Source organism: Sphingomonas sp. Leaf242, assembly GCF_001422045.1.
Lineage (GTDB): Bacteria > Pseudomonadota > Alphaproteobacteria > Sphingomonadales > Sphingomonadaceae > Sphingomonas.
On the sequence record NZ_LMLW01000001.1, the window covers coordinates 516,482 to 542,794 of the forward strand.

Sequence of the window (26,313 nt, forward strand, 5' to 3'; positions counted from 1 at the left end):
CCGCAGACGCGCGAACCAAAGTCGCGCGCGCAGGAGGATCGGATGCCGACATGGGAAATGTTGAACCGCGAACAGCATGCCGCGCTGCGTGTCTCGCGCGCCTGTGACGCAACGTGGCATTTCGCGCAGATCGTCGCGGACGAGTTCCCGCGCGCCGCGCCCTATTACCCGATCCTGTTCACCAAGCATCCCGAGACGGGGGCGTTTTATGCCGGGGTAGTGATGGGACTGGAGCCGGGCGACAATCTGCTGACGGTCGACGGCGCGTTGCCAGACTACCGCCCGGCCGATCTCGAACGCCAGGGGTTCTTCGTCAACGACGGCCAGATTGTGATCGACCGCGAGCATGCCGGCTTCGCGGCCGCACGGGGTGAGGCGCTGTTCGAGATCGACGGCGAGCCCACGCTGGCGTTGAAGCGCGTGCAACAGGCGCTGCATATGCTCCAGGAGGGCATCCCCGCGACCGACGACGCGATCAAGCGGTTCCTGTCGCACGGCCTGTTGGAGCCGATCGACGTCACACTCGATTTCGACGACGGTAATCGGCTGCGGCTCGACGGACTGTACACGATCAGCCTCGACGCGCTCCACGCCTTGCCCGATGCCGCGGTGCTCGACCTTTTTCGCGCAGGCGACCTGCAACTCGCCTATGCGCAGACCGGATCGGTTCGCCATATCCGGACGCTTGGCCGAATCCGCAACGCGCGACTGTCGGAAGGGCGCGCGTGAGCGATACGCTCGCCGAGGCGCTGACCGATCCCGAGCGGTTTCGCGCGCAGGTCATGACGCCGGGTCAGCCGGTGCTGATGCGCGGCGCGGCGCGTGCGTGGCCGCTTCTGGCCGGGGACGGGGTGCAGGGGGTCGCCGACCAGTTGCTGCGGCTGGAGACGGGAGGCTCTGCGGAGGTGTTCGTTGGCGAACCGGCGATCGGTGCGCGCTATCATTACGACGCGACGATGGCGGGCTTCAACTTCATCCGCTCGACGATGCCGTTTCGCGACGCGCTGACTCGGATACTCGACACCGCGGCCGAGCCGGGGCACGCCAGCATGTATATGGGATCGCTCACCGCGGAGACGTTCTTTCCCGGCGTCGAGCAGATGACCCGGCTGCCGTTCGTCCCGCCCGAGGTGCTACCGCGGATCTGGATCGGCCATGCCTCGACCGTCGCCTGCCATTACGACACGATGGACAATGTCGCGTGCGTTGCGGCCGGGCGCCGCCGCTTCACGCTGTTTCCGCCCGACGCGATCGGCGATCTCTATGTCGGGCCGATCGATCATACGCTGGCGGGCCAGCCGATCGCGCTGGCGGTGGGCAGCGCGCCGGGCGACCCGCGCTTCCTCCGCTTCGAGCAGGCGAGACATCGCGCGCGCGTGTTCGATCTGGAGCCGGGCGATGCGCTATACGTGCCCAAGCTCTGGTGGCACCAGGTCGAGGCGACGGGCGACGTCAACGTCCTGGTCAATTTCTGGTGGGACGGGTTCGCGGCCGGCCCCGACCAACCCTATACCGCGATGCTGCTGGCACTCACCGCGATCGCCGAGCGTCCGCCGGCCGAACGCGCGGCGTGGCGCGCATGGTTCGATCACTACGTCTTTCGTCCCGACGGTCATCCGCTCGCGTTCCTGCCGCCGGAGCGGCATGGCGTATTGGGCGCGACGAAGGAAAATCAGGGCCGCATTCGGGCGCTCGTCATGCGATTGCTGCGGGGCGGTTGAGCCGCGCGGGTGTCGACCCGAGCACGATGGCAAGCCCCGCCAGCGCGCCGACCAGCGGAATCGACCACGCCATCGTCAACAGGAGGTCGCGGCTCTCCTGGACCAGCGGCTGCCCGACGGTCCAGCCGATTGCCGATAGCCCGCGACCGAGCAATGCGCCGCTCAGGCCGCCGCCGACCTTCAACGTCAGCAGCAGCAACGCGACCGGCAATCCTTCGAGGCGGACGCCGGTGCGGCGCTCGCCGTGATCGACCGCATCGGCGAGCAGGATCCAGATCATCATCTGCAACCCGGCATTGCCCGCGCCGAACACCGCGATCCCCGCGATCATCGTCGCGGGTCCGGCGGCGAATATGCCGAGGCCGATCGCAATCGCGACCAGCGCGAACCGGAGCACCACGCGGCGTTCGCGGCGGCGGGCGAGCGCCATCCAGCCCGGCAGCGTAACGAGCTGCGCCAGTGCCAACGTTGCCAGTGCATGGCCCGTCCAGCCCGCGTCGTGGATCACGCCCTTGCCGATATAGGCGACCGATCGCGCCAGGACCGGCAATGTCAGCGCCTGCGCCAACGCCAGCGCGAGCAGCATGAGCAGCGGCCGGTTGCCGACGATCCACGCGAACGATCCATTCTGCGCATGCGTGCTCATGGGAGTCGATCGGGGCGCGGCGGCTGCCGACAACCACAGCGTGACGACGTAGGCGACTGCGGCAAGACCCGCGACGACCACCAGCGCGTGGCCGCCGTCGCGATCCGGATCGACGAACGCTGGCGCGCAATACGCCACTGCCAGCGTCCCGCAGCAGCTGAACATGTAGCGCAGACCCGACACCGTCGTCGCGGCGCCCGGCGTCCGGGTCAGCTGCATCATCAGCGCGTTGTGCGCGACGTCGCAGACCGAATAGGCGCTGCGGAACAGCAGCACGATCGTGATCGCCCACACCATGATCGCATGTTGCCCGAGCGATCCCGGTGCACCCGGTCGCAGGAAGAAGATCGCGAAGAAGATGCCGACGACCGGTGCGCCGACGAACAGCATGCGACGGTACGCGCCGAGCCGGTCGGCGGACCGATCGACGAGCCGCCCGAGCAGCGGATCGCAGACGCCGTCCCAGACGAGGCCGATCATCACCACCAGCCCCGCCGCCGCGGGCGATATGCCCCAGCGCTCGGTCAGGATGAACAGCAGGAAGAAGTCCATCGTCGAGGCGAGGACGTTCTTGCCGAAATTGCCGCTGGCATAGCCGAGCATCTGTACGCGTCGCACCGGGCTGCGATCGCCGGGGATATCCGGTCTAGCGGGGGCGGCGGTGTCCATCGCCCGGGACTTTAACGCCGATGTCTTGCAGTTGCGGGACAATTCGTCCGTCTCGTGCGCGGGTCGTGATCGTCAGCGTGCCGCCGCGGAGCAACGCGGCGTGGTCGACACGGAAGTCGGGCAGGGCGCGTCCGTTCAGGCTGGCGCGTGCTATCATACCGTCTTCCGGTCCGTCGCGGCGGATCGTCAATCTGCGTCCGTTGCCGAGATCGATCTGCGCGCGATCGAACGCAGGGGTCGTGACCACGTACCACGGCTCGCCCGGCACCAGCGGATACAGGCCGAGCGTCGCGAACACGTACCACGCGGTCATTCCGCCGGCATCGTCGTCCATCCCGTCGGCGAACCCCTGCGGCGACAGCGCGAAGCTGCGACCGACGAACGGCACCGGCAGCTTGCCGCTGTTGGTATAGGGGTGCGCGATCGGCTTCGTCAGGATCGTTTGGACCAGATCGGCGGTCTGCTGCGGCTGGCCTAGTGCGGCAAACATCCACGGCACCTGGATATCGGGCTCGTTGGTCATGTTGAACAACCCGGCATCGAAGAAATGATGCAGCTCGCCCAGCAGCCGCTCGCGCCCGACCGTCGCGGTCATCCACGGCAGGTCGAAGATCGGCGCCCAGCGATATTGCCACAACGTGCCCTGATACAGCCCGCGCGCCTTGACCACGTCGCCGTCCGCGCCCGGCGTCTGGAACACCGATCGCCACATTGGGCGATAGCTTTGCGCCTTAGCGGTGAAGGTGCGCGCGAGATCGGTGCGGCCGAGATCGCGCGCCAGTTCGGCGGTCGCCCAATCGTCATAGGCCGCCTCGATCTGTTCGTCCGGCGTGCCGCGCTTGAGCGTGTCGCTGTCCGCCGCCATTCCCGCCAGCGCGGCGGCCGCATCGAACGCGATGCCCTTGCGATGCATGTCGAGTAGCGCGATCCCGGCATGCTCGGTGCGGACCGTCAGGAACGGTTCGTGCGGGGTCGACCATTGCGCCTTGCCGCCCGCGTACAGCGCGACCAACGAGTTTGCGATGTCGACGCTGCGCTCGGGCTGGAGCAACGCGAGCAGCGGCATCTGCGTGCGGTAATTGTCCCATAGCGACCAGTTCGCGTAGCGCGTCCGGCCCTTCGGCGAAGTCTGGATCGTGCCGTCCTTGTCGCGGTGCCGCCCGTCGGGATCGTCGATCGCGACCGGGGTTTCCATCACGCGGTAGAGCGACGTGTAGAACAGCGCGCGTTGGTCTCGCGAGCCGCCGAGCACGACACGACCCAGAATACGGTTCCAGGCGGCGCGCGTCTCGGTCGCGACGGTGGCGAGGGACTTGCTGGCGATTTCTCTATCGCGAACCGATGCCGCGCCGGCTGCGTCGACGGTGGACAGGCCGGTGCGGATCTCGATCGCATCGCCCGCTTTGCCGGTGAGGTGCAGCGTCGCCAGATCGCCCGCGCCGGTGGTCAGCGTCTGGTGGATCGGCCGTCCGTTGACGAGGATCCGGCTGGCGGTGTGGAGGTGATAGGCGCCCTGATCGCAGACCGTGCCGGCCTCGAGATCGGCGCGGAGGTCGTCGCTGGCGAGGCTCGCCCAACTGGCTGCCAGTCGCTTTGAATAGCTGTGTCGCGGGTCGATCCGCAGATCGACCGCGCCGGCGCGAGGCAAGGTGAAACGCAACACGCCTGCGCCGCGCGTCGCTGCCATCTCGGCGAGGATGCCGTGGTCGTAGCGGACGCGGTACGTCCCGGCGCGTGCAGTCTCGCTCGCCTTGTCGATTAGTGCGGCGCCGGTGCTGCCGGCATAGCGCAGCGAGATCATCAGGTCGCCGCCCGCACCACCGCAGCCCACGCCGACGCCGCGGGTATGCGAAAAGCCGAGCAATGTGGTCGCTGCGTGATCATAGCCCGCGTGGTTGGCGGGGCTGGTATCGGGGCCGAGCTGCATCATCCCGAACGGGGTGACCGCCGCGGGGGAGAGTTGGCCGAAGTCCGCGAGCGCGCCGACGAACGGATCGACGAGGTCTGCGGGGGTTTCTTGTGCGGTGAGGGCGGCGGGGGTGAGGAGCAGGCCAAGAAGGAGGGGGTATCTCGCCCTCCTTTTGCGTAACCACCCCGGCGAAGGCCGGGGCCCAATTGGAAAGGTCGGCGTAATGGAGCGTGAGTCTCTGTTACAACCGTCCCCCAATTGGGCCCCGGCCTTCGCCGGGGTGGTGACACGGGTGTTGGAGACTGACCGCCCGAAAGAATCGCTCATGGATCGAGAGGATCGCGCGGATCTTGGCGCAGCGATAGCCGCGACGGCCGGAATTCGAGATCGTACACCGACAGCCGCCGGCCCACCGCACCCGGTAGATATCCAAGCTCCGCGCGGTTGCGGTCGGTGAACGTCGCGCTCTCGATATACTTGCTCTGCTCGGCGTCGGTGACGATCAGCGTCGGCCGGTCGAGCGGGATGCCGAGCGCGACCATCCGCCGCGTCGCGTTGCGCAAATTCGTGGTCGTGTGCCGCGCATACGGCTCCAGGATCACGTGGTCGGCGGGAATGCCGTAGCGCTCGATCAGCGCGCGGCGGATCTCGACCGCCTCGACGAACCGCGTGCCGCGCGGGTGGACCGCGCTGCCCGAAACCAGGATGAACGGCGCGAGACCCTGGCGATAGCGTTGCGCGGCGAGCAGCGCGTGGAGCTTGCTGCGGGGGCTCAGCACCGTCGCGCTGTCCTCGGGGCCGACGCCGGGGACGATCAGCAGCGAGTAGCGGTACGCGCTCCAGTTCGTCCGCGCCGCCACCGCTTGGGCGCGCGCATTCTCGCGCTGATCGAGCGGGTCGAACCGCGTCGCCGCGGTCGCATCGTTTGCGTCGAGCAGCGCCACCGCCAGCCGCACGCTCGCGGCGATCGTGTCCGGCCGTGCCTGCGATGCCGCCCGCGCGGTATCGATCGCGACCTTCACGCTGTCGGCAAAGAAGGGCGTATCGGCCGCGAAGACCGGCCCGTCGATCTTCGGATAGCGCCCCGGCAGCCCCAGTCCGTAAACCCGCAGGACGACGTTCAGCGCTTCCAGCTCCTGGTCGACCCCCGCCGCCACCGACAGGTCCGCATTCTGCCGCACGCCAGCCTTCCCCAGCCGCGCCACCGCTGCCGCGACCGCCGCCCGGTCCTGATCGCTCCACATCGTCGCCTCGACGACGCACGCCGGCCCGTCGCCACACGCGGCAATCCGCGCCGCCCGCGCCCGCGTGTCGAGGCCCGGCAACCGGCCGAGCGCGCTCAGCATCGGGAACAGCCGCTGCGACAGGCCTTCGGCAACGGTATCCGTCACCGCTACCGGAGCGGTAGTCTCCGCCCACACCGGGGCGGCCGCCGTCATCGCCAGCGCCGCAAGCATCAAACGCAGCCCCGTCACCAGGACTTGCTGACCACGAGGCGAACGTTGCGGCCGAAGATCGGACGGCCATAGATCGCGTCAGCGGTGCCCTGGCCGCTCAGCTGGTCGGTGCGGGTATTGCCTTCGGTCAGGCCCTTCGCGTTGAACAGATTGTCGCCGACGACCTGCATCTGCCACGTGTCGTGGGTCAGCGTCATGCCCGCACCGACCGTCTGGTACGAAGGCAGCGCGGTGTTGTTGAAGAAGTCGACATAGCGTTTGCCGGTATATTCGTAGCGGCCGTACAGCTGCACCGCATTGCCCGCGACGTCGAAGTCGACCGAGGGGCGGATGTTGCCATAGATCTTGGGCTCGCGGACGATCTGGTTGCCTTCGACGGCGCCGGCGCTTGCGCCATTGGCGTTGGTCAGGCTCTTGTACTGCGGATCGCTGACCGTCAGCGCGCCGGTCACTGCGAAGCCGTGCGGCAGCGCGAGGTTGCCGTCGATCTCGATGCCCTTGATCTCGGCCTTGCCGATGAACGGCACCGACTGGTCGTTGCGGCCGGTGACCGGGTCGAGCGCGACGAACGACGCATTGAGCGGATCGTAGCGCGTATAGAAGCCGATCAGGTACAGATAAGACCGGCCAAACGCCGCCTTCAGACCGACCTCGTACTGGTTCGCCTTAGAGGTGATGATCGTCGGGTTGATCTGGTACGTCACCTGCGTCGACGGCGGTGTCTCGAGATGCGAGGCACGCGCGTAGGCGCCGAGATGCTGCGTGACGTCGTAGTTGATGCCGCCCGTCCAGTTGGTGATGCTCGGGCTCAGCTTGGAATTGATGATCTGGCCGGTGAACGCGCGCACCGCGTTGTCGGCCAGCGTGTTCGGATCGCCGAGATTGGCGGACGTCGTCGCGAACGCAGAGCCCTTGAAGCTGTAGCGCTCATGGCGGATGCCGCCGTCCAGCGTCAGGCCCTTGACCAGTTCCCACGTGTCGTTGGCGTAGAGCGCGTACATCGAGGCGTCGGTGTTGCCGCGGTTGAGCGTGGTCGTATAGCGCAGCACGCCGTTGTCGGTGATCGAACCGACCGCCTGGCCCGCGGCGTTGTACGCGATCAGGTCGAGCGTGCGCGGCTTGCCCTTCACCTCGAGCAGATAGTCCTGATACGCGACCTCGTTGGTTTCGCCGTACAGGCTGCCATACACGCCGACACGCAGGTCATGCGTGCCGAACCCGGTCGCGATCGACCGCGTGACGCTGAGATCGCCTTGCGTCGAATAATATTTCGAGACGACGTCGCGGAACTGCGCCGGCACGACGAGGCCGGAGGCGGCGTTGGGATCATAGACCTGCGCGCCGTTGGTGCCGGCAATCGCGTAGCCGAGTCGCGTCACGCCCGCGCCGAATGCTGTCCTTGCCGCAGTCAGGTTGCTGGCGGCAAAGGCGTTGGCGTCCGACGGGTTGCTGGTCGAATAGAGCGCGTCGAAATGCAGCTTGCCGACGCTGACGCCACCCTTCGCCGCGACCTTCCAGCCGTCGTAGTCCGCGTCGTACTGCACGCCGACATTGCCGAACTGCGTGTGGCGACCATTGCCGAGATCGGCATTGACGTTGCGCGTCGTGCCGTCGGCCTCGCGGAAGCGGATATCGGCGTTGCGCAGCGCGGGCGAGTTCATCGTGCCGCTGAAGAAATCGATATACTGGTTGAGCGACTTGCTCGGATCGCGCGGGTCGGCGGTCGGGATCGGCAGGTAGAACACGTTGTGGTCGTTCAGGTAGTTGCCCGAGATCCGCAGCGATCCGTTGCTGAAGTCGTGTTTGATATTGCCGCGGATCTGGCCACCGCGATCGTTGGGGAAGCCGTTGTCGCGGTAGCCGTCGTGATGACGGATGAACCCGCCGATCGCGTAATAGGTCGAATCGTCGATCGGCCCCGCTTGATACGCGTCGAGCCGGTAGAGGCCGGTGTCGCCGAGCGTCACCTGCGCCTTGCCGCGCGTCGTATCGGTGCCCGACACGGTGATGTTGTTGACGATCGCGGCGGCATAGCTCGCATAGACCGGGGCAGGGCCGCCACGCACGACCTCGACGCGCTGCGTCATCAGGTCGAACCGGTTGATGCTGTCACCGCGGAAGAAGTTGCCGTCATTCTCGTGGAACATCGGCAGGCCGTCCTGCTGGAACGTGACGAGGCCACCGTCGCTCGGCAGACCGCGCAGGCGGATGATGTTCTGGACCTCGCCGCCGGTGTTCTCGACTGCGAACCCGGGCAGCTTGCCGAGCAGATCGGCGAAGTTGATCGGCGCGAGCTTCTGGATGTCGGCGTTGCTGAGCGAGTTTACCGCGTAGGACACGTCGAAGCGGCGCTGCTGACGCGCGGAGCCGGTTACGATGATGTCGCTGCCGGTTTCGGGCGTCGCCGCGTCCGGTGCAGGTGCGGACGGGGCCTGCGTTGCGGACGCGTCGTCGGTCGACGCGGTCGTCGGTGCAGGCGTCGTCGAAGCAGATTGGGCCCAGGCCGGCGTGTACGCCATCATGCCGAGTGCGATCAGTGCGCAGCCACCGCGCAAGCGAGTCTTCGTCATCAATTGGTTCCCACCCTGTGTCCTGACGCAGCCGCTGGGCGCGCAATGTGACAATTTTAATTAATTTCACGAAATAAACTAATGGTGTAGCCGATTGTCGTGAAAGCGTGCGGAGGTGTCACACATGAGGCTCAGGCTGGACGACGACGAGCGCCGGATCATGCAGGTGCTGCGATCGACGGGCTCCCGGTCGCGCAAGCAGTTGGCGGTCGATCTCGCGATGAGCGCATCGAAGCTTACCCGGCTGTCGAGCAACCTGCTGGCGCACGGCCTGATCGAGGAGTGTGCGACCGCGGATGCCGTCACGCCAGGGCGCCCGGCCGTCCCGCTGCGGATATCGCCGCAGGCGGGCTATGCGGTCGGCGCGATGCTGCACCGCGGGCTGATCGAGGTGGCGCTGGTCGATTATGCCGGCGGCGTGATCGCGCACAGCTCGCAACCGTTCGACGATCCCGACCCGCGCGTGTTCGCCGCGTGCGTAACCGCGACGATGCACGATCTGGCGATCGCGAACCGCCTGTTGGGCCGGCGGCTGCTGGGGGTCGGGATCGGCGTCCCCGGATCTTCGACGTCGCCCGAGGGGAACAAGCGCTGGACGGTGGACAGCCTGGCGGTGTGGCGCGGCATCGACCTCAAGGCGCTGTTCGAGGAGCATATCGGCCACCCGGTCTGGATCGAGAACGATGCCAACGCCGCGGCGCTCGCGGAATATTATATCGGCGGCCTGATGCGACGCTGTTCGACCGCGGTGGTGATCCTGCTCGGCCACGGGATCGGCGCGGGCGTCATCATCGAAGGGCGTATCCTGCTGGGCGCGATGGCGAGTGCCGGGGAGATCGGTTGTCTCTATCCCAGTACCGACGCGCGTCCCTCGACGCTCGATCTACTGGTGACGCTGCGCGCGGCGGGGTGCGCGATCCATTCGCTGGTCGATTTCGACGCGGCGATCGCCGGGTACGAGGATGTCGTCGATCGTTGGGTGCGGCGCGCCGCCAGCCAGATCGCGGTGATCGTCAACTGGGGCATCGCCTGGATCGACCCCGGCGAGTTCGTGATTTCCAGCCCGTTACCCAATCGCATCCTGACCGCGCTCGTCGAGCATATCGATTTCGCGGCGATGCACATCGGCGATCACGTCGCCACGCCGCCGCGGATCTCGGTGTCCACGCTCGAAGGCGCCGCCGCGACGATCGGCGCCGCGCTGCTGCCGATCCACGCGACGACCGTGCCTTGATCCGGCGAACCCACTTGCGGGCAGGGGGGGGCGATCGACAATCGGTGTGATGCGCGAGATCCGTTCATATCCTGTCATCCCCGCGGAGGCGGGGACCCAGATGCTCAAACGGTCGCGATCATATCGCGAGGTTTGCCAGTATGGGTTCCCGCCTGCGCGGGAATGACGATTGCATGTTTGACAGGAACAAGCGCCCACGCACGTTCCACGCTGAGTGCCGATCCGAAGGTCTCCCCCGACGCCGTTAGCGCGCCGCCTTCACATAGCGGTCGAACCACGCGATCGCCCGCTGGCGCACGTCCGCGGACTGTTCGGGCCCGGTCACGCAATGCCCGGCATCGGGGTAGATCACCAGGCTGACTGGGACGTTGCGGTCCTTCAGCGCGTGCCACCATTCGATCGACTGCGTCGGTGGCACCTCGATGTCGCGCTCGCCGACATAGATGAAGGTCGGCGTCTTCGCGCGCTTGGCCTGGTAGATCGCCGAGACGTCCTCATACGCCTTCATGTCGTCGTACATCGACTTGCCGAAGAACGGCAGCAGCCACTGGTCGATACCGTTGGTGCCGTAATAGCTGACCCAGTTCGACAGCCCGGCACCCGCGACGATGCCCTTGAAGCGATCGGTCTGCGTATTCGCCCACATCGCCATGAACCCGCCATAGCTGCATCCGCCCAGACCGAGGCGCTTGTCGTCGACCGGTGCGACGCGCTCGACCGCGTCGATTCCGGCGAGGATATCGCGCAGATCACCGCCGCCGAAATCGCGCTTGTTGGCGGCGGTGAATGCCTCGCCTTGGCCGTAGCTGCCGCGCGGATTGGGCAGGAACACGTAATAGCCGGCTTTCACCAGCGCCGCGTTGAGCGAGGTCGGGTACAAATAGTTCGGCGTGGAGGCCGCCGACGGCCCGCCGTGGACGATCGTGATCATCGGCGCCTTGCCGGTCGGTGCGACGCGGGGGGCAAGCAGCCAGCCCTGCACGTCATAGCCGTCGTTTTTCCAGCTTATGCTGCGCGCGGCGGCGAGGGCCGGGGCGGCGTCGTTGTCATGCGTGACCTGCTTCACCCCGGCGCCGGGGGCGACGATCGAGCCCGCATAGATTGCCGGCGCGCGTTCGTAGTCCTGCACCACCGCAGCGGCGACCCGGCCATCCGCGGAAAATGCCGCGCGACCGTCGCCCGCCGCCGTACTGACGGGCTTTGCGAAGCCGGGGACGACCGGCTGGCCGGGTGTCAGCGTGCCGAACTGGACCTGGTCTCCCGCGAGCGTGACGACGCGCAGGCCCCCTCGGGTCCAGTCGATCGTCGTCACGGTGGACTTGGCACCCTGCGTGATGTTGCGCGGTGTCCCGCCGCCGAGACCGACCGTGTAGACGTCGCCGCCGATCGATCCGAAGTCGCTCATCAACCCGCCGATATAGGCGACCGACCGCCCGTCCGGCGAGACGCGCGGCTGGTTGATCTGCATCCCCGGCTTGGCGATCGCGCGAACCGCGCCGCTCTGCGCATCGATCGCATCGAGCGTTGCGACCCACCAGTTATTGTCGCCATTGCCTAGCGCGGTGGTCGCGACGAAACCGCGTCCGTCGGGCGTCCAGTCATATTCGTAGACATAGCGGCCGGCCGGCGACAGCGGCTTTACGGCCTCGTTGCTGCGCGTGATGTCGAACACGGCGAGGCGTTGCTCGTCGTTCTTCTCGCCGATCTCGCCGATCATCCGCACGCCCGCCTGCGTCGCGCCCGATTCCTTCGCGGCGCCCAGCGTCACCAGCAACGCGATCCGCTTGCCGTCGGGCGATACCCGCGGCGTCTGCGCGATGCCGCCGATCGTCGCGATGGTGCGCGTCGTCTTGGCATCGGCATAGGTCAGGCGCACCGTGCCCGCGGTGGTGTCGCGGCTGAGGAACACCAGATCGCCGTTCGGGGCGAACGTCAGTCCGGCATAGCTGCACGTCGGGCACGGATCGATCGCCCGCAGCACGTGGCCATCGGCGGCGGCGCGGATCGTCACGACATTGTGACCGCCATTGCCCTCGATCGTCGCCATCCGGTCGCCCGCCGCGGACAACGCCAGACCGCCATATTGATGCAGCGTCTGCGCGGAGGCCGGCGCGGCGGCGGCGAGAAGGGCAACGGCAAGGGTCAGGCGCATCGAAAGCTCCGGCAGACGGCAAGGTGTCGCCATGCTTACCGCGTCCACCTCAACCCGCAAGCGGCGACGCGCGGACCGGATCGAACATCGAATCGCCGCGATGCCGGTTGGTGCGTCAGGCCGCCCCGCGCGCGACCTTCCAATAGGTCGCGTACCGCTCGTGCGCGATGCGGTGATACGGGATCAGGCGGATCGGCTGCCCCTCGGCCGATACCGTCTTGAACTCGAGCGGGCTCGGGCCGGGCTTTACCGTCGCAGCGAGCGTGTCGGGATCGCCGGCCAGGTCGGGTGCGGTGAACGGCGTGGCGTTATACTCGCCGTATTTGCGTTCGCTGACGATGATGTCCGATCCCGGCGCCAGTCCTTCGCGTCCGAGTGCGCCGGCGAGTACCAGCGGGCCGTAGGTGAAGGCGACGATGTCGGGTGCGGCGGGCGCGCGTTGGACCGCGACCTCCATCGCCAGCCGCAGGTCGACCCGGTCGCCGTCGCGCCACGTTCGCGCGACGTCGACATAGCTGCCGGGCGCGGTCGATCGCGCGGTCTCGACGCCGTTGACCAGCACGACCGCGGTGTCGCTCCAGTGCGGATGCCGCAGTTTCAGCGTCGCGGTGGTCGGACGCTTCGAACTCCAGCGCAACGTCGTCGTGGGTGTCTCGGGAAAGCTCGTGGTTTGCGTGACGACCGCATCCTTGTCGCGCCACCGCACCGACGACGGCAGGAAGAGGTTGACGTAGAGCGCGTCGGCGCCGTGAAAATAGATCGAATCGCGGTATTTGACGTGGTTTTCCATGCCGGTGCCGGTGCAACACCAGAACGAGCGCTCCGGCGTGTGATACAACTTCATGTAGCCGGGGCGGGCGCCCTGGAAATAGGTCGCCATGCCGCTGTCGGGATCCTGCGACGCGAGGATGCCGTTGTAGAGCGTACGCTCGTAGTAATCGGCATAGCCTGCCTGCGGATCGTGGAGGAACAGCGCCCGCGTCAGCTTCAGCATGTTGTGCTGGCAGCATGTCTCGGACCCCTTCGCGGAGAAGACGTGATCGGCGAAATCGGCCATCGGGAAGAAGTGTTCGTTGTCGCCGTGCCCGCCGGTGGCGAACGACCGGGTCCGCGCCACCGTCTGCCAGAAGAACGCGGCCGCGACATGGTAGTCGGGGTTGCCGGTGATCTCCCACACCCGTTGATAGCCGATGATCTTGGGCAGTTGCGTGTTGGCATGCATGCCGTCGAGCATGTCGCGGCGCTTGGCGAGCGGCGCCATGATCGCCTTCTGCGCGAACCGCTCCGCCGTCTGTTTGTAGTCGGCATTGCCGGTCATCGCGAACAGGTCGGCGAACACTTCGCTCATGCCGCCATGCTCGGTTTCGAGCATCGTCTCGAACTGCGCGTCGCTCAGCGGACGCGTCGCGATCACCGCCCAATCGGCGAATTTTAGCAGCACCGCGCGTGATGCTGCGCTGTCCGCCAGCATTGCCCCGTCACGCAGCCCGGCATAGACCTTGTGCAGGGTATACCACGGCACTCCGGTGATCGGCTCGCCCCGCAGATGCGCCGCGACCAGTTTCGCCCCGTCGGGGAATGCACAGATCAAACCGCTGTCCGCCGCCTTCTGACATGCAGCCAGTTCGCGCGCGATATAGTCGACCCTCCGCTTGTACACAGCATTGCCCGTCGACCGGTACGCCAGCGCGCACGCCGACAGGTAATGACCGAGCGTGTGCCCGTGGCAATTGATATCCGCCCAGGTCGGATCGGATTCCCATCCGCCATAGACGGGCGCCTTGGGCTTCAGCCCTGCGTTCACGCGAAAATTGTGGAGCATCCGGTCCGGCTGCAACGTCAGCAGATACGCCTCGGTCTTGCGCTGCGCCTGCAGGAAGGGACCGTCGCCCAATGTGACGTCGCCGAGATCGAACGGCATCACCGTCGCCGCCGGTCCTGACGCCAAGATCGGTGCCGGTGCTGCGACGGCGGACCGGGTGGCGGCCAGCAGCGCTCCCCCCGTCAGCGCCGCCGTCCCTGTCCCCACGAGAAAATCTCGACGGGACCTGCCCGCGCAACATCCATCCGCCAACATCTCTCTCCAGATCGATTTTTGTCAGAGTATTAGTATTCGGCGGGATGTCAAAGCTGGCACGACGATTTCACCAAACTGATGAACGCCGCTCCGCAATACGCGCGACCCAAAAAGTTTAGCAGGGCGCAGATCGCGGGAGCGGTGCCTTTCCATTTTTCCTGCTCGTCAGCGCATCGGCGAAGAAGGCTGCGGCTGGCCGTGATGGGAAATGGCCCGAGCACCGCTGGTTCGCTCGGCAAAACTGGTAATACAGAAGCGCTATATTTCTTGCGATTATCTCGGTGTCCGGCCACCTGCGCCTCCGAATTGGCCATGCCGGTGGGTCTTGACTCGGTCACCAGTCGACCTAAAGGTACCGCTATCAATAGCCTGCTCAAGACAGGCATGATCGGGGGTTGGATGGGTTTCGCGCTTCATTTTCTGCAATCAGCACGCCGGAGCAATCGATGCTCCGCGCCGACTGACGCGCGTCCAAACTTCCACCGACCATAAACGCGTTCCCGCCGCAACGTCGGCGAGGCTTCAGAGAGGATTCTGATCATGACCCCTTTTAAAACGGTATCGCGTCTGACGCGCGCGGCGTTGCTCGGCGCGACGACGATGGCCGCAGTGTCCGCGACCATGGCCGCAGCGCAGACCATACCACCGACGCAAGATCCGTCGCCGCCCGCGGCTCAAGGCGCGGCCCCGGCCGCAGCAGACCCTGTTGCGCCGGCAGCGGCGCCCGCGCCGGCCGCGACCCTGCCGGATTCCGATCAGACTCCGGGCGCGATCGATGCAGCGAACAGCGCCGATATCGTCGTCACCGGCTATCGCTCCAGTCTCGCCAAGTCGACCAACGCCAAGCGTGCGGCGACGGGGTTTACCGATTCGATCTTCGCGGAGGATATCGGCAAGTTTCCCGACACGAACATCGCGGAATCCTTTAACCGCATTCCCGGCATCACGATCACGCGCGACGTAACGGGTGAAGGCACCAACGTCGCGATCCGCGGGCTGGGGTCGAACTTCACCAACGTGACGCTCAACGGCGCGACGATCGCGGTGGCGTCGTCGGGCGCGACCGATGCGCAGGGCACCGATCGCTCGGTCGATCTGAGCTTCTTCCCGACCGACCTGTTCACCAAGCTGACCGTCAACAAGAGCTACACCGCCGACCTTCTCGAAGGCGGCGCGGCCGGCAATATCGACCTTCGCTCGGCACGGCCGTTCGATCGTGCGACCTCGTTCCTGGCCTATAACGTCCAGGGCACCAAGCAGTCGCCCGAGGACCGGATCGGTGCGCGTGGCTCGCTGATCGGCAGCTGGCGCAACGACAAGTTCGGGATCCTCGCGGGCGTGTCGGCACAGCGGCTGTTCACCGACACGCGCGGGTTCGAGACGATTGGCTATACCAATCCCGCGCTGACCGCCGCGCAGTGCGGCGCGACATCGGGGTGCAACACGACCGGCGGCGGCAACTGGACGATTCCTGCGGTGGTACCGACGGGCGCCGGTGCGGGGCTGGTAGCGGGGACGCCGATCAACAGCGCGTTCCTGCTCGCGAACAACCCGGGCGCATCGATCCAGCAGATCGACAACGCGCTGCTGCCGCGTCTCGGCCGCTCGACTAGCATCCGCGGTCCGCGTGATCGGTTCAACGCGATCGTCAGCGCCGAGTGGCAGCCGACCGACACGCTGCACCTTTATGTCGACGGGCTGTACGGCTACAAGAAGAACGACCTGATCCGCGAGAACGTGGCCTGGATCGTACGCAACGGCGCGGTGATCCCGACCAACCTGACGTTCGACAAGGCGGATTGCACGATCGGTTGCGTCGTCACCGGCGGCACGTTTGCCAACGCGCAGTTCTTCAACGAATTCCGCCCGTATACCGAGACGACCAAGCTGTTCAGCGTCAATCCCGGCGGCGAATGGGAGATTTCGGACACGCTGAAGCTCAACCTTCAGGGCAATTACGCACGCTCGACGTTCCACCGCGAAAGCCCGTCGGTGGGCATGACCACGCCGCTCGGCGTCGGCAACACCGTCACCTACACGAATACCGGCGGTGTCCCGTCGATCCAGAGTGCGCTGGATCTCAACGACCCCGCCAATTTCGGCTGGAACGCGGGCAGCCGCGTGAACATCCAGGACGAGCGCCGTCTCAACACGAACAAGGGCGCCCGCGGCGATCTGACGTGGGGCGGCAAGGCGCTCAACCTGAAGGTCGGTGGCGCGTTCGACGACGTGTCACGTCGTATCCAGGGCTTCGACAACAGTCAGGCGTATCAGAACGCCGTCTGCGGCAACAATCCCAGCATCTTCGTCCCCTCGCCCAATTCGCAGCCGCCCTGCGAAGGGTTGAACGCGCCCGGCGTGATCCCGGCGGGTTATCCTTCGTATCCGGGCTACGGCACCGGATCGACGGCGGGCATGGCGGGTCCGGTGACCTATGGTGGTTCGCTGATCCCCAACTCGGCAGCGCCGACCTATCTGAAGCCGGGCCCGGCCGGGTTCGTGACCGTCGATTGGCCGAAGTTCGCGGCCGCCAGCAACTATGACCAGTTTCACGACAACGCGCCGGAGACCGGTGCTGCCAACACCGGGGCAAGCGGCGGCACGATCCGCGAAGTCGTGAAGTCGGCGTTCGCAACCGTGAACGGCGAGCAGGAACTGGGCGGCAACATGCTGCGGTTCAATGTCGGCTTGCGCTATGTCAACACGATCCAGACGATCTCCGGGCGGGTGTCGTTGCCCGATCCGCGCAACACGACGGCGACCGGTGCCGCACTGCCCGACGGCAGCCGCTATCCGAACCTCGTCACCAACGTGTCGACGCGCAACGAATATGCGAAGTGGCTGCCTGCGGCCACCTTCGCCTACGACGTGAGCGAGCACGCCGTGGTCCGCGTCGCGGGCTCGCGGACGATGACCCGCCCCGATCCGTCCGCGCAGTTGCCGGGCGTCAATTTCGGCGCGCCATCGGCGGATCAGGCAACGATCGGCAACCCGGCGCTGAAGCCCTATCTGTCGACCAACCTCGACCTCGGCTTCGAATATTATACCGGCCGCGAGGGTGTCGTCAGCTTCAACGCGTTCCGCAAGTCGATCGAGGGCTTCACCAACACCTTCATCAGCACGGTGCCGTTCTCGAACCTGTCGCAGTACGGGATCACCTACGACACGCTGAACCCGACGCAGCAGATCGCGCTCAACTCGCGTGGCGGACCTAATGCCGCGCAGGTGCAGGTCACGTCGCAGGTCAACGTGCCCAACAAGCTGACGATCAACGGTCTCGAATTCCAGTGGGTCCAGCCGCTCGACTTTATCACCAAGCACATCGGCGTGACCGGGTTCGGCTTCAACGCCAACGCCACGGTGGTCGACCAGCGCAGCGATGGTCCGGCGACGGCGTTCGGCGTGGCGCCCTTCACCTACAATATCACCGGGTATTACGAGAAGCACGGCGTGATGCTGCGGGTGTCGACGACCTCGCGTGAGGGTTCGCAGAACAGCGGTGCGGCGCAGAACGGCATTCCGGCAGCGGCGTTGTTCGGCACCGACTATACGACCTACGACTTCTCGTCGTCGTTCGATCTGGACAAGATCTTCGGCCTGAAGAACGCCCCGCAGCTGACGGTCAACGTGGCGAACTTCACGAACGCGACGCTGCGCTCGTACTTCCAGTTCGAGAACGCGACCTTCACGCAGTACAAGCCGGGACGTCAGTTCCTGGTTGGTCTGCGCGGCACGTTCTAGTCGGTGAGCGGGGCGATCGCGATGCGGCCGCCCCGCCGCTCATTTGGCGGGGTAGCGCGGTCGCGACCGTCGTCGAGATACTCGCCAACCTACTTCCCGGCGTAGCTGATGTGTGATCCTCGACAGCTACCGGCGCGGCGCGATCTACGGCGCGAGTGAACTGGCAGGGGAAATCGGCATATCGTTGTGGTGTTGGCGGGCATCTTGGTCCTGAACCCGGTGAATTGGCGCAGGGTGCAGGGCGAGTTCGGCGACGAGGTGTTAAGCCGCCGTTGCGGCTCCACGAAGAGCCGGTGGTGGGCGGCATGAAACATCGCCCCCGCAGCACGCGGTCCGATATCACCAGATACATGCCGATCCCGAGAATGCATCGCTCGCAGCAGCAAGGGCGCCGTGATGGGCAAATCGCAGCACGAACCGGTGGCTCGGTGGTGGGGAACGAAGGATGAAGGAGCGGATCTTATGGCGCGGGCCGTATCGCCTCGTGCCTCGATGAGCGCTGCCGCATTTGCGATGCTTCCCGCAGCCACGTTTAGTGTCGCAGCACGAGCCCGAGACATTGATCCGCGGACCGGGCTGCCGACCCGCATCGGCGCGGCGGCGCTCGCTTTCTTCGCGGGTCGCTGTAGACATTCTGGCAAACAAGGGGATTGGTAAGTCCGATGGCGAAATCTGTATCCCGCAATGGACCGGTAAGAACTGGCGCATACGACGTCCCGGCCGACGATCGTCTCTATCAGCGTATCGCGCGGCGCCTGGTCGAAGAGTTGACCGCCGGGACCTACGCGATCGGCGATCGGCTGCCCGCGGAGCGGGAACTCGCTATCGAATATGGCGCAAGCCGTCCGGCCGTGCGGGAAGCGCTCATCGCGTTGGAAGTGCAGGGCTTTATCGAAGTGCGCGTTGGCTCCGGAGCCTATGTCTGTCGGTTGCCGGGGCAGGGCGAGGAGCCGGGATTTGCGATCACCGCGTTCGAACTGACCGAGGCCCGGATCATGTTCGAGGGTGAGGCGGCCGCGCTTGCCGCAGCGCAGATCACCGATGCGGAACTGGATGTGCTCGACCGTCTGGTCGAGGCGATGACGACCGAAAACACGCGCGTCGAAGTGACCGAGATCGCCGATCGCGACTTTCATATGGCGATCGCGAAGGCGACCCGGAATGCCGGTGTCGTCCGGACGATCGAGGATCTGTGGCATCTGCGATCGACATCGCCCGAATGCGCGCTTCTCCACGCCAAGGCGCGCAACGCCAAGGTGCGCCCCGTCATCGCCGAACACACTGCGATCGTTGATGCTTTGCGCGCGCACGATGCCGTCGGCGCGCGCGTGGCGATGCGCGGGCATCTGACATCGGTCATGGATCACCTGCTGTTCCAGACGGAGGAAATGGCGATGGAACAGGCACGGCTGGCGCTTGCGGGCACCCGGCAACGCTATGGCGGCAGCGCCAGATCGTGAAACGCGCGCGTGCCGGCGCTTGCAAGTTGTCAGACCAATTAGATCGCTGCTATTACGATGCCGCACGCCAGCGTAGCGTGGACAGGACGGGATGATCGGCGAATGATGATGACCCAGACCATGCGCTGGTTTGGCCCGCGCGATCCGGTGCCGCTCCAGGCCATCCGGCAGGCTGGTGCGACCGGAATCGTCACGGCATTGCACGAGGTCGCCAATGGCGACGTCTGGACGACGGACGCGATTGCCGCGCGCCGGATCCTGATCGAAGAGGCCGGCCTCGAGTGGAAGGTGGTCGAAAGCCTGCCCGTCGCCGAAGATCTGAAGAGGCGCACGGGAGACTGGGACCGGCTGACCGCGGCCTATATCGCCAGCTTGCGGAATCTCGCGGGGCAGGGCGTCGAGGTGGTGACCTATAATTTCATGCCGTTGCTCGACTGGACTCGGACCGATCTGAGCTGGGCGTTGCCTGATGGCGCCCGCGCGTTGCGGTTCGAGCTTCAGGCGCTTGCCACCTACGATATCCATATCCTGCGTCGCCCGAATGCCGACCGGGATTACGCGCCCGAGCTGGTTGCCAGCGCCGCCGAGCGGTTCGCGACGATGGACGCCGCCGCCCGCGATACGCTCGAGCGGACGATCATTGCCGGGCTGCCGGGCAGCGAGGAGAGCTTCAGTTCGGCGCAACTGCTCGAGCAGATCGAGACCTATGCCGAGGTCGACGCGGCGGCGCTGCGGGCGAACCATATCGCGTTCCTGGAGGCGGTGTGTCCGGTTGCCGAAGCGGAAGGTATTCGGCTGGTGGTGCATCCCGACGATCCGCCGTTTCCGATCTTCGGCTTGCCGCGCGTGGTCAGTACCGAAGCGGATGTCAGCGCGCTGGTGACAGCGGTGCCTTCGGTCGCGAACGGCCTGTGTTTTTGCAGCGGCTCGTTCGGCGCGCGCGCGGACAACGACTTGCCGGGCATCGTCCGGCGGCTCGGCGACCGCATCGGCTTCGTCCATCTGCGATCGGTACAACGCGAGCCCGACGGTGCCTTTCACGAGGCTGCGCATCTGCAGGGCGATGCTAACATGCCGGCGATCATGACCGAGCTGGCGGCCTTGCAGGCACAAACGGGCCGCAGCCTGCCGATGCGTCCCGATCATGGTCACCAGATGGCCGACGATCTGAACAAGCGGACCAATCCCGGCTATTCGTTGATCGGACGGCTTCGCGGGCTCGCGGAACTGCGCGGGTTGGAGTTGGGCCTGGCGTACGGCAAAGCGGCGGTCTGATGGATGGCGGCGATGGCGGGGCAGCATCGCTGCGGTCATGGGTCGTTGCGATCGATACGCCGCCTATCGGAGCGATCGCACTGGTCAGCCGCCAACACGGCTTTTGGTTTGACATGATTGCGGCCGGTCCGTCATGGTATCGCTATCAGAGGTGGCTCGGAAGATTGTCGCGTTTACGATAGGAGATCACGGTGTCCGGCATCAGATCGAAGCGATCGCGCACGGCCTTGGCCCTGCAGCCACGCTGCAAGGGGGCTGCGGCAACACCCTGATGCCTGCGACGATCGGGCAGGAGGTCGCGCCGACGACGTCGCCCTTGGCCCCTATGGCCAGCGCAATCGCTTGATGCGCGAACATCCTTACCGAAAGTCCCTGGAGGACCATCGATGCCAAAAATCGTTTCCGCTCGAGTCATCGTCACCTGTCCGGGGCGCAATTTCGTCACGCTGAAGATCGAATGCGACGATGGTACCACCGGGCTCGGTGATGCCACGCTCAACGGCCGCGAGCTGAGCGTCGTCAGCTACCTCACCGACCACGTCGTGCCGTGTCTTATCGGCCGCGATGCACATCGGATCGAGGACGTCTGGCAGTATCTCTACAAGGGCGCCTACTGGCGCCGCGGCCCGGTGACGATGGCGGCGATCGCTGCGGTCGATACGGCATTGTGGGACATCAAGGGCAAGCTCGCGGGGATGCCGGTGTACCAGTTGCTCGGCGGCGCGGCGCGCGATGCGTGCATGGTCTACGCGCACGCCAACGGCACGACGATCGAGGACACGATCGCGGTCGCCAAGGCCGAGCAGGCGAAGGGCTACAAGGCGATCCGGTTGCAATGCGGCGTACCGGGGCTCGCCTCGACCTACGGCGTCGCCAAGCACGGCGCGCGCTACGAACCCGCCGACGCCGACCTGCCGAGCGAAAGCGTGTGGTCGACCGAGAAATACCTCCGCGTCGTGCCCGAACTGTTCAAAGCCGCACGCGAGGCGATGGGGTGGGATGTTCATCTGCTCCACGATATCCACCACCGGCTGACGCCGATCGAGGCGGGGCGGCTGGGCAAGGCGCTCGAGCCGTACAACCTGTTCTGGATCGAGGATCCGACGCCGGCCGAGAACCAGGAGGCGTTCAAGTTGATCCGTCACCACACGACGACGCCGATCGCGGTCGGCGAGGTGTTCAATTCGATCTGGGATGCGAAGGACCTGATCCAGAACCAGCTGATCGACTATATCCGCGCGACCGTCGTGCATGCGGGTGGCATCACGCACCTGAGACGGATCGCGTCGCTCGCGGACCTGTACCAGGTGCGGACGGGCTGCCACGGTGCGACCGATCTGTCGCCGGTGGCGATGGCGGCGGCGCTGCATTTCGGGCTGTCGGTGCCCAATTTCGGCGTGCAGGAGCATATGCCGCACACCTACGAGACCGATGCCGTCTTCCCGCACGCGTACAGCTTCGACGACGGCATGATGCATCCGGGGGAGGCGCCGGGGCTCGGCGTCGACATCGACGAGGAGCTTGCCGCGACCTACGATTACAAGCGCGCCTATCTCCCGGTCGCGCGTCGCGAGGATGGCACGCTGTGCAACTGGTGAACGCGGCCATGCCAGCAGCCGAGAAACCTCGCGGCAAAGTGCGGTGGATCGTCTGCGCGCTGCTCTTCGCCGCGGTCGCGCTCAGCTATATCGACCGGCTTGTGTTGCCGGTGCTGAAGCCCGAACTTCAGGCGCGCTACAATTGGAGCGAGCAGGGCTATGCCGATCTCGCGATCGCGTTCCAGGCCGCATATGGCATCGCCTATGTGCTGTTCGGGCGGTTCGTCGACCGGGTCGGCGCCAAGATCGGCTATGCGGTCGCAGTGACGCTGTGGACGATCGGTCATGTCGCGCACGCGCTGTTCACCAGCGCCGGCATGATGATCTTCGCACGTATCCCGCTCGCGATCGGCGAGGCCGGTGCGTTTCCGGCGGCACTGGCGGCGGCGAACGAGTGGTTTCCGCAACGCGAGCGTGCGCTGGCGATCGGCATCTTCAACGCGGGCTCCAACGTCGGCGCGATCCTCACGCCGTTGATCGTGCCGGTGATCGCGGTGACGTTCGGCTGGCGGATGGCGTTCATCGCGACCGGCGCGCTGACCGTGATCTGGCTGGTCGCCTGGCTCGCCTTCTACCGATCGCCGCGCAAGCATCCGCGCATCACGCCCGAGGAACTGGCATGGATCGAGGCTGACCCCGTTCCCGCCGCCAAGCCGGTCCGCTGGCGCACGCTGCTGCGGCTGCGCCAGACCTGGGCATACATGCTTGGTCGGTTCCTGATCGATCCGGTGTGGTGGACCTTCCTGTTCTGGCTGCCCGACTTCTTCAACCGGCAATACGGCGTGAAGATGCTCGATTTCGGTCCGCCGCTGGTCGCCGTGTATGTGCTGGCCGATGTCGGATCGGTCGCGGGCGGCTGGTTCTCGTCGCGGCTGCTGGCACGCGGCCAGACGCCGAACCGCGCACGGAAGACTGCATTGTTCGCCTGCGCGCTGTTCGCGTTGCCGATCATCTTCGCGGCGCAGGCACCGGGATTGTGGTGGGCGGTCGCGGCGATCGGCTTGGCGTGCGCATGCCACCAGGGCTTCTCCGCCAACGTATATGCGATCCCCGGCGACCTGTTCCCGCGCGGCATGGGCGGATCGGTGATCGGTCTTGGCGGGCTGGCGGGGGCATGCGGCGGCATGCTGATGGCGAAGTTCGCGGGCACGATCCTCGCGGGTGTCGGCAGCTATGGGCCGATCTTCGTGGTCGCCGGCTGCGCCTATTTCGTCGCGCTGCTGGTGATCCACCTGCTCGTACCGCAGTATACGCCCGTCGATCCGGAACGCCTTGCCTGAGCCCGCCTGATAGGGCGGCAATCGCGAGGCTGTCGGCAACGGGGCCGGGAGTCTGGCTAAATCAAACGCGGAACGGGCGAATGCCGCTGTCAGCTCTTAAGCGCGCGACCTGTCAGACGCGTTCGGAGCAGCCCGCCGAGGTCGCCAAGTGGGTCGATGGCGAATAGCCCGAGCGTGATCGACCAGAACGGTCCTGCGGTCCGTGAACATGACCGTTCCACGCCGGCAACGTGCCTGCGATCGCCACGCGTCGCCCGTCGCGGTCGTCATGCGCGTGCGAGTGGCGGTTCGGACCATGACGAGCGTCCGGTTTCCAGTCTTCCGGCGATCCGGCGGCGGAAGGCGGGATCGGCGGGGGCGGTGACGAGGATATCGTACCAGCCGCCGGTCTCGGCGAGCGACAACGGATGAGGCCGCCCGTCGCCACGCCAGCTGCGATGCGCCTCGGTATGGCGCAGCGAGACGGCCTTCAGACCTAGCGGCACCGTCACCGAAAGCGTTTCGCGCGCCGGCTCGAACCGCCACGACACGGCTTTGGCGATCTTTTGCCCGGCGAAGTGGCGATGAAAGCCGTTCGGGCCGAGCAGCCACAGATCGTAGCGTCCTTCGTCGTCGAGCGGCCATGTCGCCGCGATGCGATCACCGGCGGCGAGCGTGTAGCGCCGTGGGATACGATCGAGCCGGTGGCGATCGTAGACGTGGACGACCGCCGGCGCGCCGCCACAGGCAAGGTCGAGCGTAATCCCCGCCGCGCCGATCTGTGCGACCGTCACGTCCAGATCATAAGGGAGCGCGCGCGAGGGTCGGATACCGGGTTCCTGCGGCGGGCGCGCACCGGCCGCGGGCGCGCGCGGATCGGGTTGCCCCTTCAGGGCGGCGGCGCGTGCGGCGCTCGCGCGCGGGTCGGGCAGCGGGGCAGGGGCTGCGTCGTTGGCGCGCCTGAAGTCGAACGCCGAGGTCAGGTCGCCGCACACCGCGCGGCGCCAGGCCGAGATGTTGGGTTCGGCCACGCCGAAGCGCGTTTCGAGGAAGCGGATCACCGAGGTGTGATCGAACACCTGCGAATTGACCCAGCCGCCGCGGCTCCACGGCGAGACGACGTAGCACGGTACGCGCGGGCCCAGACCATAGGGGCCGCCGCGACATTCGGGTGTATCGGCCTTCGCCTCGCCGGGGCTGGCGACATGGTGATAGTCGGCGGCGGTGGCGATGCTCGATGCGCCCGCGAAACCGCCCGGCGCGCTGGCGTCGGGCGAGGGCGGGGCGGGCGGCGGTACGTGATCGAAGAAGCCGTCATTCTCGTCGAACATCACGAACAGCGCGGTCCGCGCCCAGGTTTTCGGGTCGGCGGTCAGCGCATCGAGCACCGCGGCGGTATAGGCTGCGCCCTGCGCCGGGCTCGACGGGCCGGGATGCTCGGACCCGGCCGCATTCGCGATGATCCACGATACCTGCGGCAGCGTCCCGCCGACGACATCGGCGCGCAACCGGTCGAGCCCGTGCGTGGTCATCGCGCGATCGTGCAGCGCCGAGCCGGGCGCCGCACCGCGATAGGCGGCGAACCCGGCCAGCGGGTTGTCGGTGAAATTGTCCGCCATGTCCTGGTAGATCCGCCAGTCGATGCCGGCGGCCTGCAATCGCTCGGGATAGGTGGTCCAGCGATAGCCCTCGGGCCAGCCCCCATCGGCGGGCAGGCTGTCGTGCGAATTGCCGATCGCGGGGCCACCGTGCGTACCGGCGGGGTCGTTGGTGCCGGTCCACAGCATGATGCGGTTGGTGTTGGTGCCGGTCTGGATCGCGGCGTGATACGCGTCGCAGATCGTGAATGCCTCGGCGAGCGCGAACTGGAAGGGCAGGTCGGCGCGCGCGAAATGGCCGAGCGAGCGTTCGGTCTTGGCCGCGGGCCAGCGCGCCATCCGGCCGTGATCCCACGCCGCCTGCGCATCGGGCCAGGTGTGCGGGGTGCCCGCCATGCGCATCAGCGCGAAATGCTCCTCGGTCGACAGATGAAATGGCGCAACGTGGCGACCATCCGCCGTTTCCTGCGACCAAATGTCGCGATTTCCTGGCCTTTTAACGGGGAGCGGAATGGGCAGCGGATCGGCAAAGCCGCGAACGCCGCGCAAGGTGCCGAAATAATGATCGAAGCCGCGATTCTCCTGCATCAGGATCACGACGTGATCGACATCGGTTATCGTGCCGGTGCGGATATCGGCGGGGATCGCGAGCGCCCGCCCGATCGCGCTCGAGACGGTACCGGGCAGCACGCCCGTCGTGGCGGCGGCGAGTCCGGCGCCGATCAGCGTACGGCGGGTGGGATGGTCGATCATCGTGGCTCCATCATCAGGTCGAGCCCGGCGAGCGCCGAGTCTCCGCGGACCCGCGCCGAATAGCGCAACGCGCCTGTCCACGCGATCATAACGGCGGCTGATACGCTGAAATAGCCGATCGCCAGCCTGCGAGAGCCATTGGGTAAGCTGCGAACCGCTTCGCCACGCGTTAAGGCGGTGTCGTGGGCGCGAGC

16 protein-coding genes are annotated in these 26,313 nt (G+C 66.4%); 8 read left to right on the top strand and 8 right to left on the bottom strand.

From position 1 onward, the window contains the following. The first annotated feature begins 42 nt into the window (after positions 1-42). Positions 43-729, top strand: coding sequence for a SapC family protein (locus ASF09_RS02370; protein WP_060524923.1), 687 nt, complete (start codon positions 43-45; stop codon positions 727-729). Next, positions 726-1,721, top strand: a complete 996-nt coding sequence (locus ASF09_RS02375; protein WP_060524273.1) for a cupin-like domain-containing protein — start codon at positions 726-728, stop codon at positions 1,719-1,721. The genes ASF09_RS02370 and ASF09_RS02375 overlap by 4 nt, the downstream gene beginning before the upstream one ends. Here ASF09_RS02375 and ASF09_RS02380 read toward each other — a convergent pair. The 4 genes from ASF09_RS02380 to ASF09_RS02395 form a co-directional block, all read right to left on the bottom strand. After that, entirely contained in the window at positions 1,696-2,985 is a 1,290-nt protein-coding gene (locus ASF09_RS02380; protein WP_162237214.1) for an MFS transporter, read from the bottom strand. The genes ASF09_RS02375 and ASF09_RS02380 overlap by 26 nt on opposite strands. Positions 2,986-3,013: 28 nt before the next feature. Beyond that, a complete protein-coding gene (locus tag ASF09_RS02385) occupies positions 3,014-5,152 on the bottom strand; it encodes a glycoside hydrolase domain-containing protein (protein ID WP_443024951.1) in 2,139 nt (712 codons plus the stop codon). Positions 5,153-5,268: 116 nt separating this feature from the next. After that, complete coding sequence (locus ASF09_RS02390) at positions 5,269-6,420, bottom strand: YdcF family protein (protein ID WP_200912497.1); 1,152 nt, start codon at positions 6,418-6,420, stop codon at positions 5,269-5,271. After that, the gene (locus ASF09_RS02395) at positions 6,417-8,972 is read right to left on the bottom strand and encodes a TonB-dependent receptor (protein WP_082444003.1); all 2,556 of its coding nucleotides are present in this window, start codon (positions 8,970-8,972) and stop codon (positions 6,417-6,419) included. The genes ASF09_RS02390 and ASF09_RS02395 overlap by 4 nt, the downstream gene beginning before the upstream one ends. Positions 8,973-9,096: 124 nt before the next feature. On the opposite strand from ASF09_RS02395, the gene ASF09_RS02400 reads away from it, so the two are divergent. Next, positions 9,097-10,206 carry an ROK family transcriptional regulator gene (locus ASF09_RS02400; RefSeq protein ID WP_082444004.1) on the top strand — a complete coding sequence of 370 codons (1,110 nt, stop codon included), beginning with the start codon at positions 9,097-9,099 and terminating at the stop codon, positions 10,204-10,206. Positions 10,207-10,450: 244 nt separating this feature from the next. On the opposite strand, the gene ASF09_RS02405 is transcribed toward ASF09_RS02400, so the two are convergent. The 3 genes from ASF09_RS02405 to ASF09_RS19990 form a co-directional block, all read right to left on the bottom strand. Next, entirely contained in the window at positions 10,451-12,358 is a 1,908-nt protein-coding gene (locus tag ASF09_RS02405) for a S9 family peptidase (RefSeq protein WP_060524277.1), read from the bottom strand. Between the two features lie 115 nt (positions 12,359-12,473). Beyond that, on the bottom strand, positions 12,474-14,435 hold the full coding sequence (locus ASF09_RS02410; RefSeq protein WP_060524279.1) for a glycoside hydrolase family 127 protein: 1,962 nt from the start codon (positions 14,433-14,435) through the stop codon (positions 12,474-12,476). A 47-nt stretch (positions 14,436-14,482) separates the two neighbouring features. Then, entirely contained in the window at positions 14,483-14,773 is a 291-nt protein-coding gene (locus ASF09_RS19990; RefSeq protein ID WP_156359137.1) for a hypothetical protein, read from the bottom strand. A gap of 202 nt (positions 14,774-14,975) precedes the next feature. Here ASF09_RS19990 and ASF09_RS02415 point away from each other — a divergent pair, with 202 nt between their 5' ends. From ASF09_RS02415 to ASF09_RS02440, 5 genes are all read left to right on the top strand, one after another. Then, positions 14,976-18,176 (top strand): TonB-dependent receptor, encoded by a 3,201-nt coding sequence (locus ASF09_RS02415; RefSeq protein ID WP_060524281.1) that lies wholly within the window; start codon positions 14,976-14,978, stop codon positions 18,174-18,176. A 662-nt stretch (positions 18,177-18,838) separates the two neighbouring features. Further along, the gene (locus ASF09_RS02420) at positions 18,839-19,636 is read left to right on the top strand and encodes a FadR/GntR family transcriptional regulator (protein WP_060524283.1); all 798 of its coding nucleotides are present in this window, start codon (positions 18,839-18,841) and stop codon (positions 19,634-19,636) included. Between the two features lie 102 nt (positions 19,637-19,738). Next, on the top strand, positions 19,739-20,911 hold the full coding sequence (uxuA, locus tag ASF09_RS02425; protein ID WP_060524284.1) for a mannonate dehydratase: 1,173 nt from the start codon (positions 19,739-19,741) through the stop codon (positions 20,909-20,911). 386 nt (positions 20,912-21,297) lie between these two features. Continuing rightward, positions 21,298-22,509, top strand: a complete 1,212-nt coding sequence (manD, locus tag ASF09_RS02435; protein WP_060524286.1) for a D-mannonate dehydratase ManD — start codon at positions 21,298-21,300, stop codon at positions 22,507-22,509. 8 nt (positions 22,510-22,517) lie between these two features. Then, positions 22,518-23,789 carry an MFS transporter gene (locus tag ASF09_RS02440; RefSeq protein WP_060524930.1) on the top strand — a complete coding sequence of 424 codons (1,272 nt, stop codon included), beginning with the start codon at positions 22,518-22,520 and terminating at the stop codon, positions 23,787-23,789. Positions 23,790-24,055: 266 nt separating this feature from the next. Here ASF09_RS02440 and ASF09_RS02445 read toward each other — a convergent pair whose 3' ends face one another. Beyond that, the gene (locus ASF09_RS02445) at positions 24,056-26,119 is read right to left on the bottom strand and encodes a phosphocholine-specific phospholipase C (protein WP_060524287.1); all 2,064 of its coding nucleotides are present in this window, start codon (positions 26,117-26,119) and stop codon (positions 24,056-24,058) included. Positions 26,120-26,313: the final 194 nt, after the last annotated feature.

Coding starts and splice junctions, on each gene's coding strand:
- ASF09_RS02445 (WP_060524287.1), bottom strand. CDS start 26,119: ATGATCGACCATCCCACCCGCCGTACGCTGATCGGCGCCGGACTCGCC.
- uxuA (WP_060524284.1), top strand. CDS start 19,739: ATGATGATGACCCAGACCATGCGCTGGTTTGGCCCGCGCGATCCGGTG.
- ASF09_RS02440 (WP_060524930.1), top strand. CDS start 22,518: ATGCCAGCAGCCGAGAAACCTCGCGGCAAAGTGCGGTGGATCGTCTGC.
- ASF09_RS02400 (WP_082444004.1), top strand. CDS start 9,097: ATGAGGCTCAGGCTGGACGACGACGAGCGCCGGATCATGCAGGTGCTG.
- ASF09_RS02370 (WP_060524923.1), top strand. CDS start 43: ATGCCGACATGGGAAATGTTGAACCGCGAACAGCATGCCGCGCTGCGT.
- ASF09_RS02405 (WP_060524277.1), bottom strand. CDS start 12,358: ATGCGCCTGACCCTTGCCGTTGCCCTTCTCGCCGCCGCCGCGCCGGCC.
- ASF09_RS02420 (WP_060524283.1), top strand. CDS start 18,839: ATGGCGAAATCTGTATCCCGCAATGGACCGGTAAGAACTGGCGCATAC.
- ASF09_RS02415 (WP_060524281.1), top strand. CDS start 14,976: ATGACCCCTTTTAAAACGGTATCGCGTCTGACGCGCGCGGCGTTGCTC.
- ASF09_RS02410 (WP_060524279.1), bottom strand. CDS start 14,435: ATGTTGGCGGATGGATGTTGCGCGGGCAGGTCCCGTCGAGATTTTCTC.
- ASF09_RS02395 (WP_082444003.1), bottom strand. CDS start 8,972: ATGACGAAGACTCGCTTGCGCGGTGGCTGCGCACTGATCGCACTCGGC.
- manD (WP_060524286.1), top strand. CDS start 21,298: ATGCCAAAAATCGTTTCCGCTCGAGTCATCGTCACCTGTCCGGGGCGC.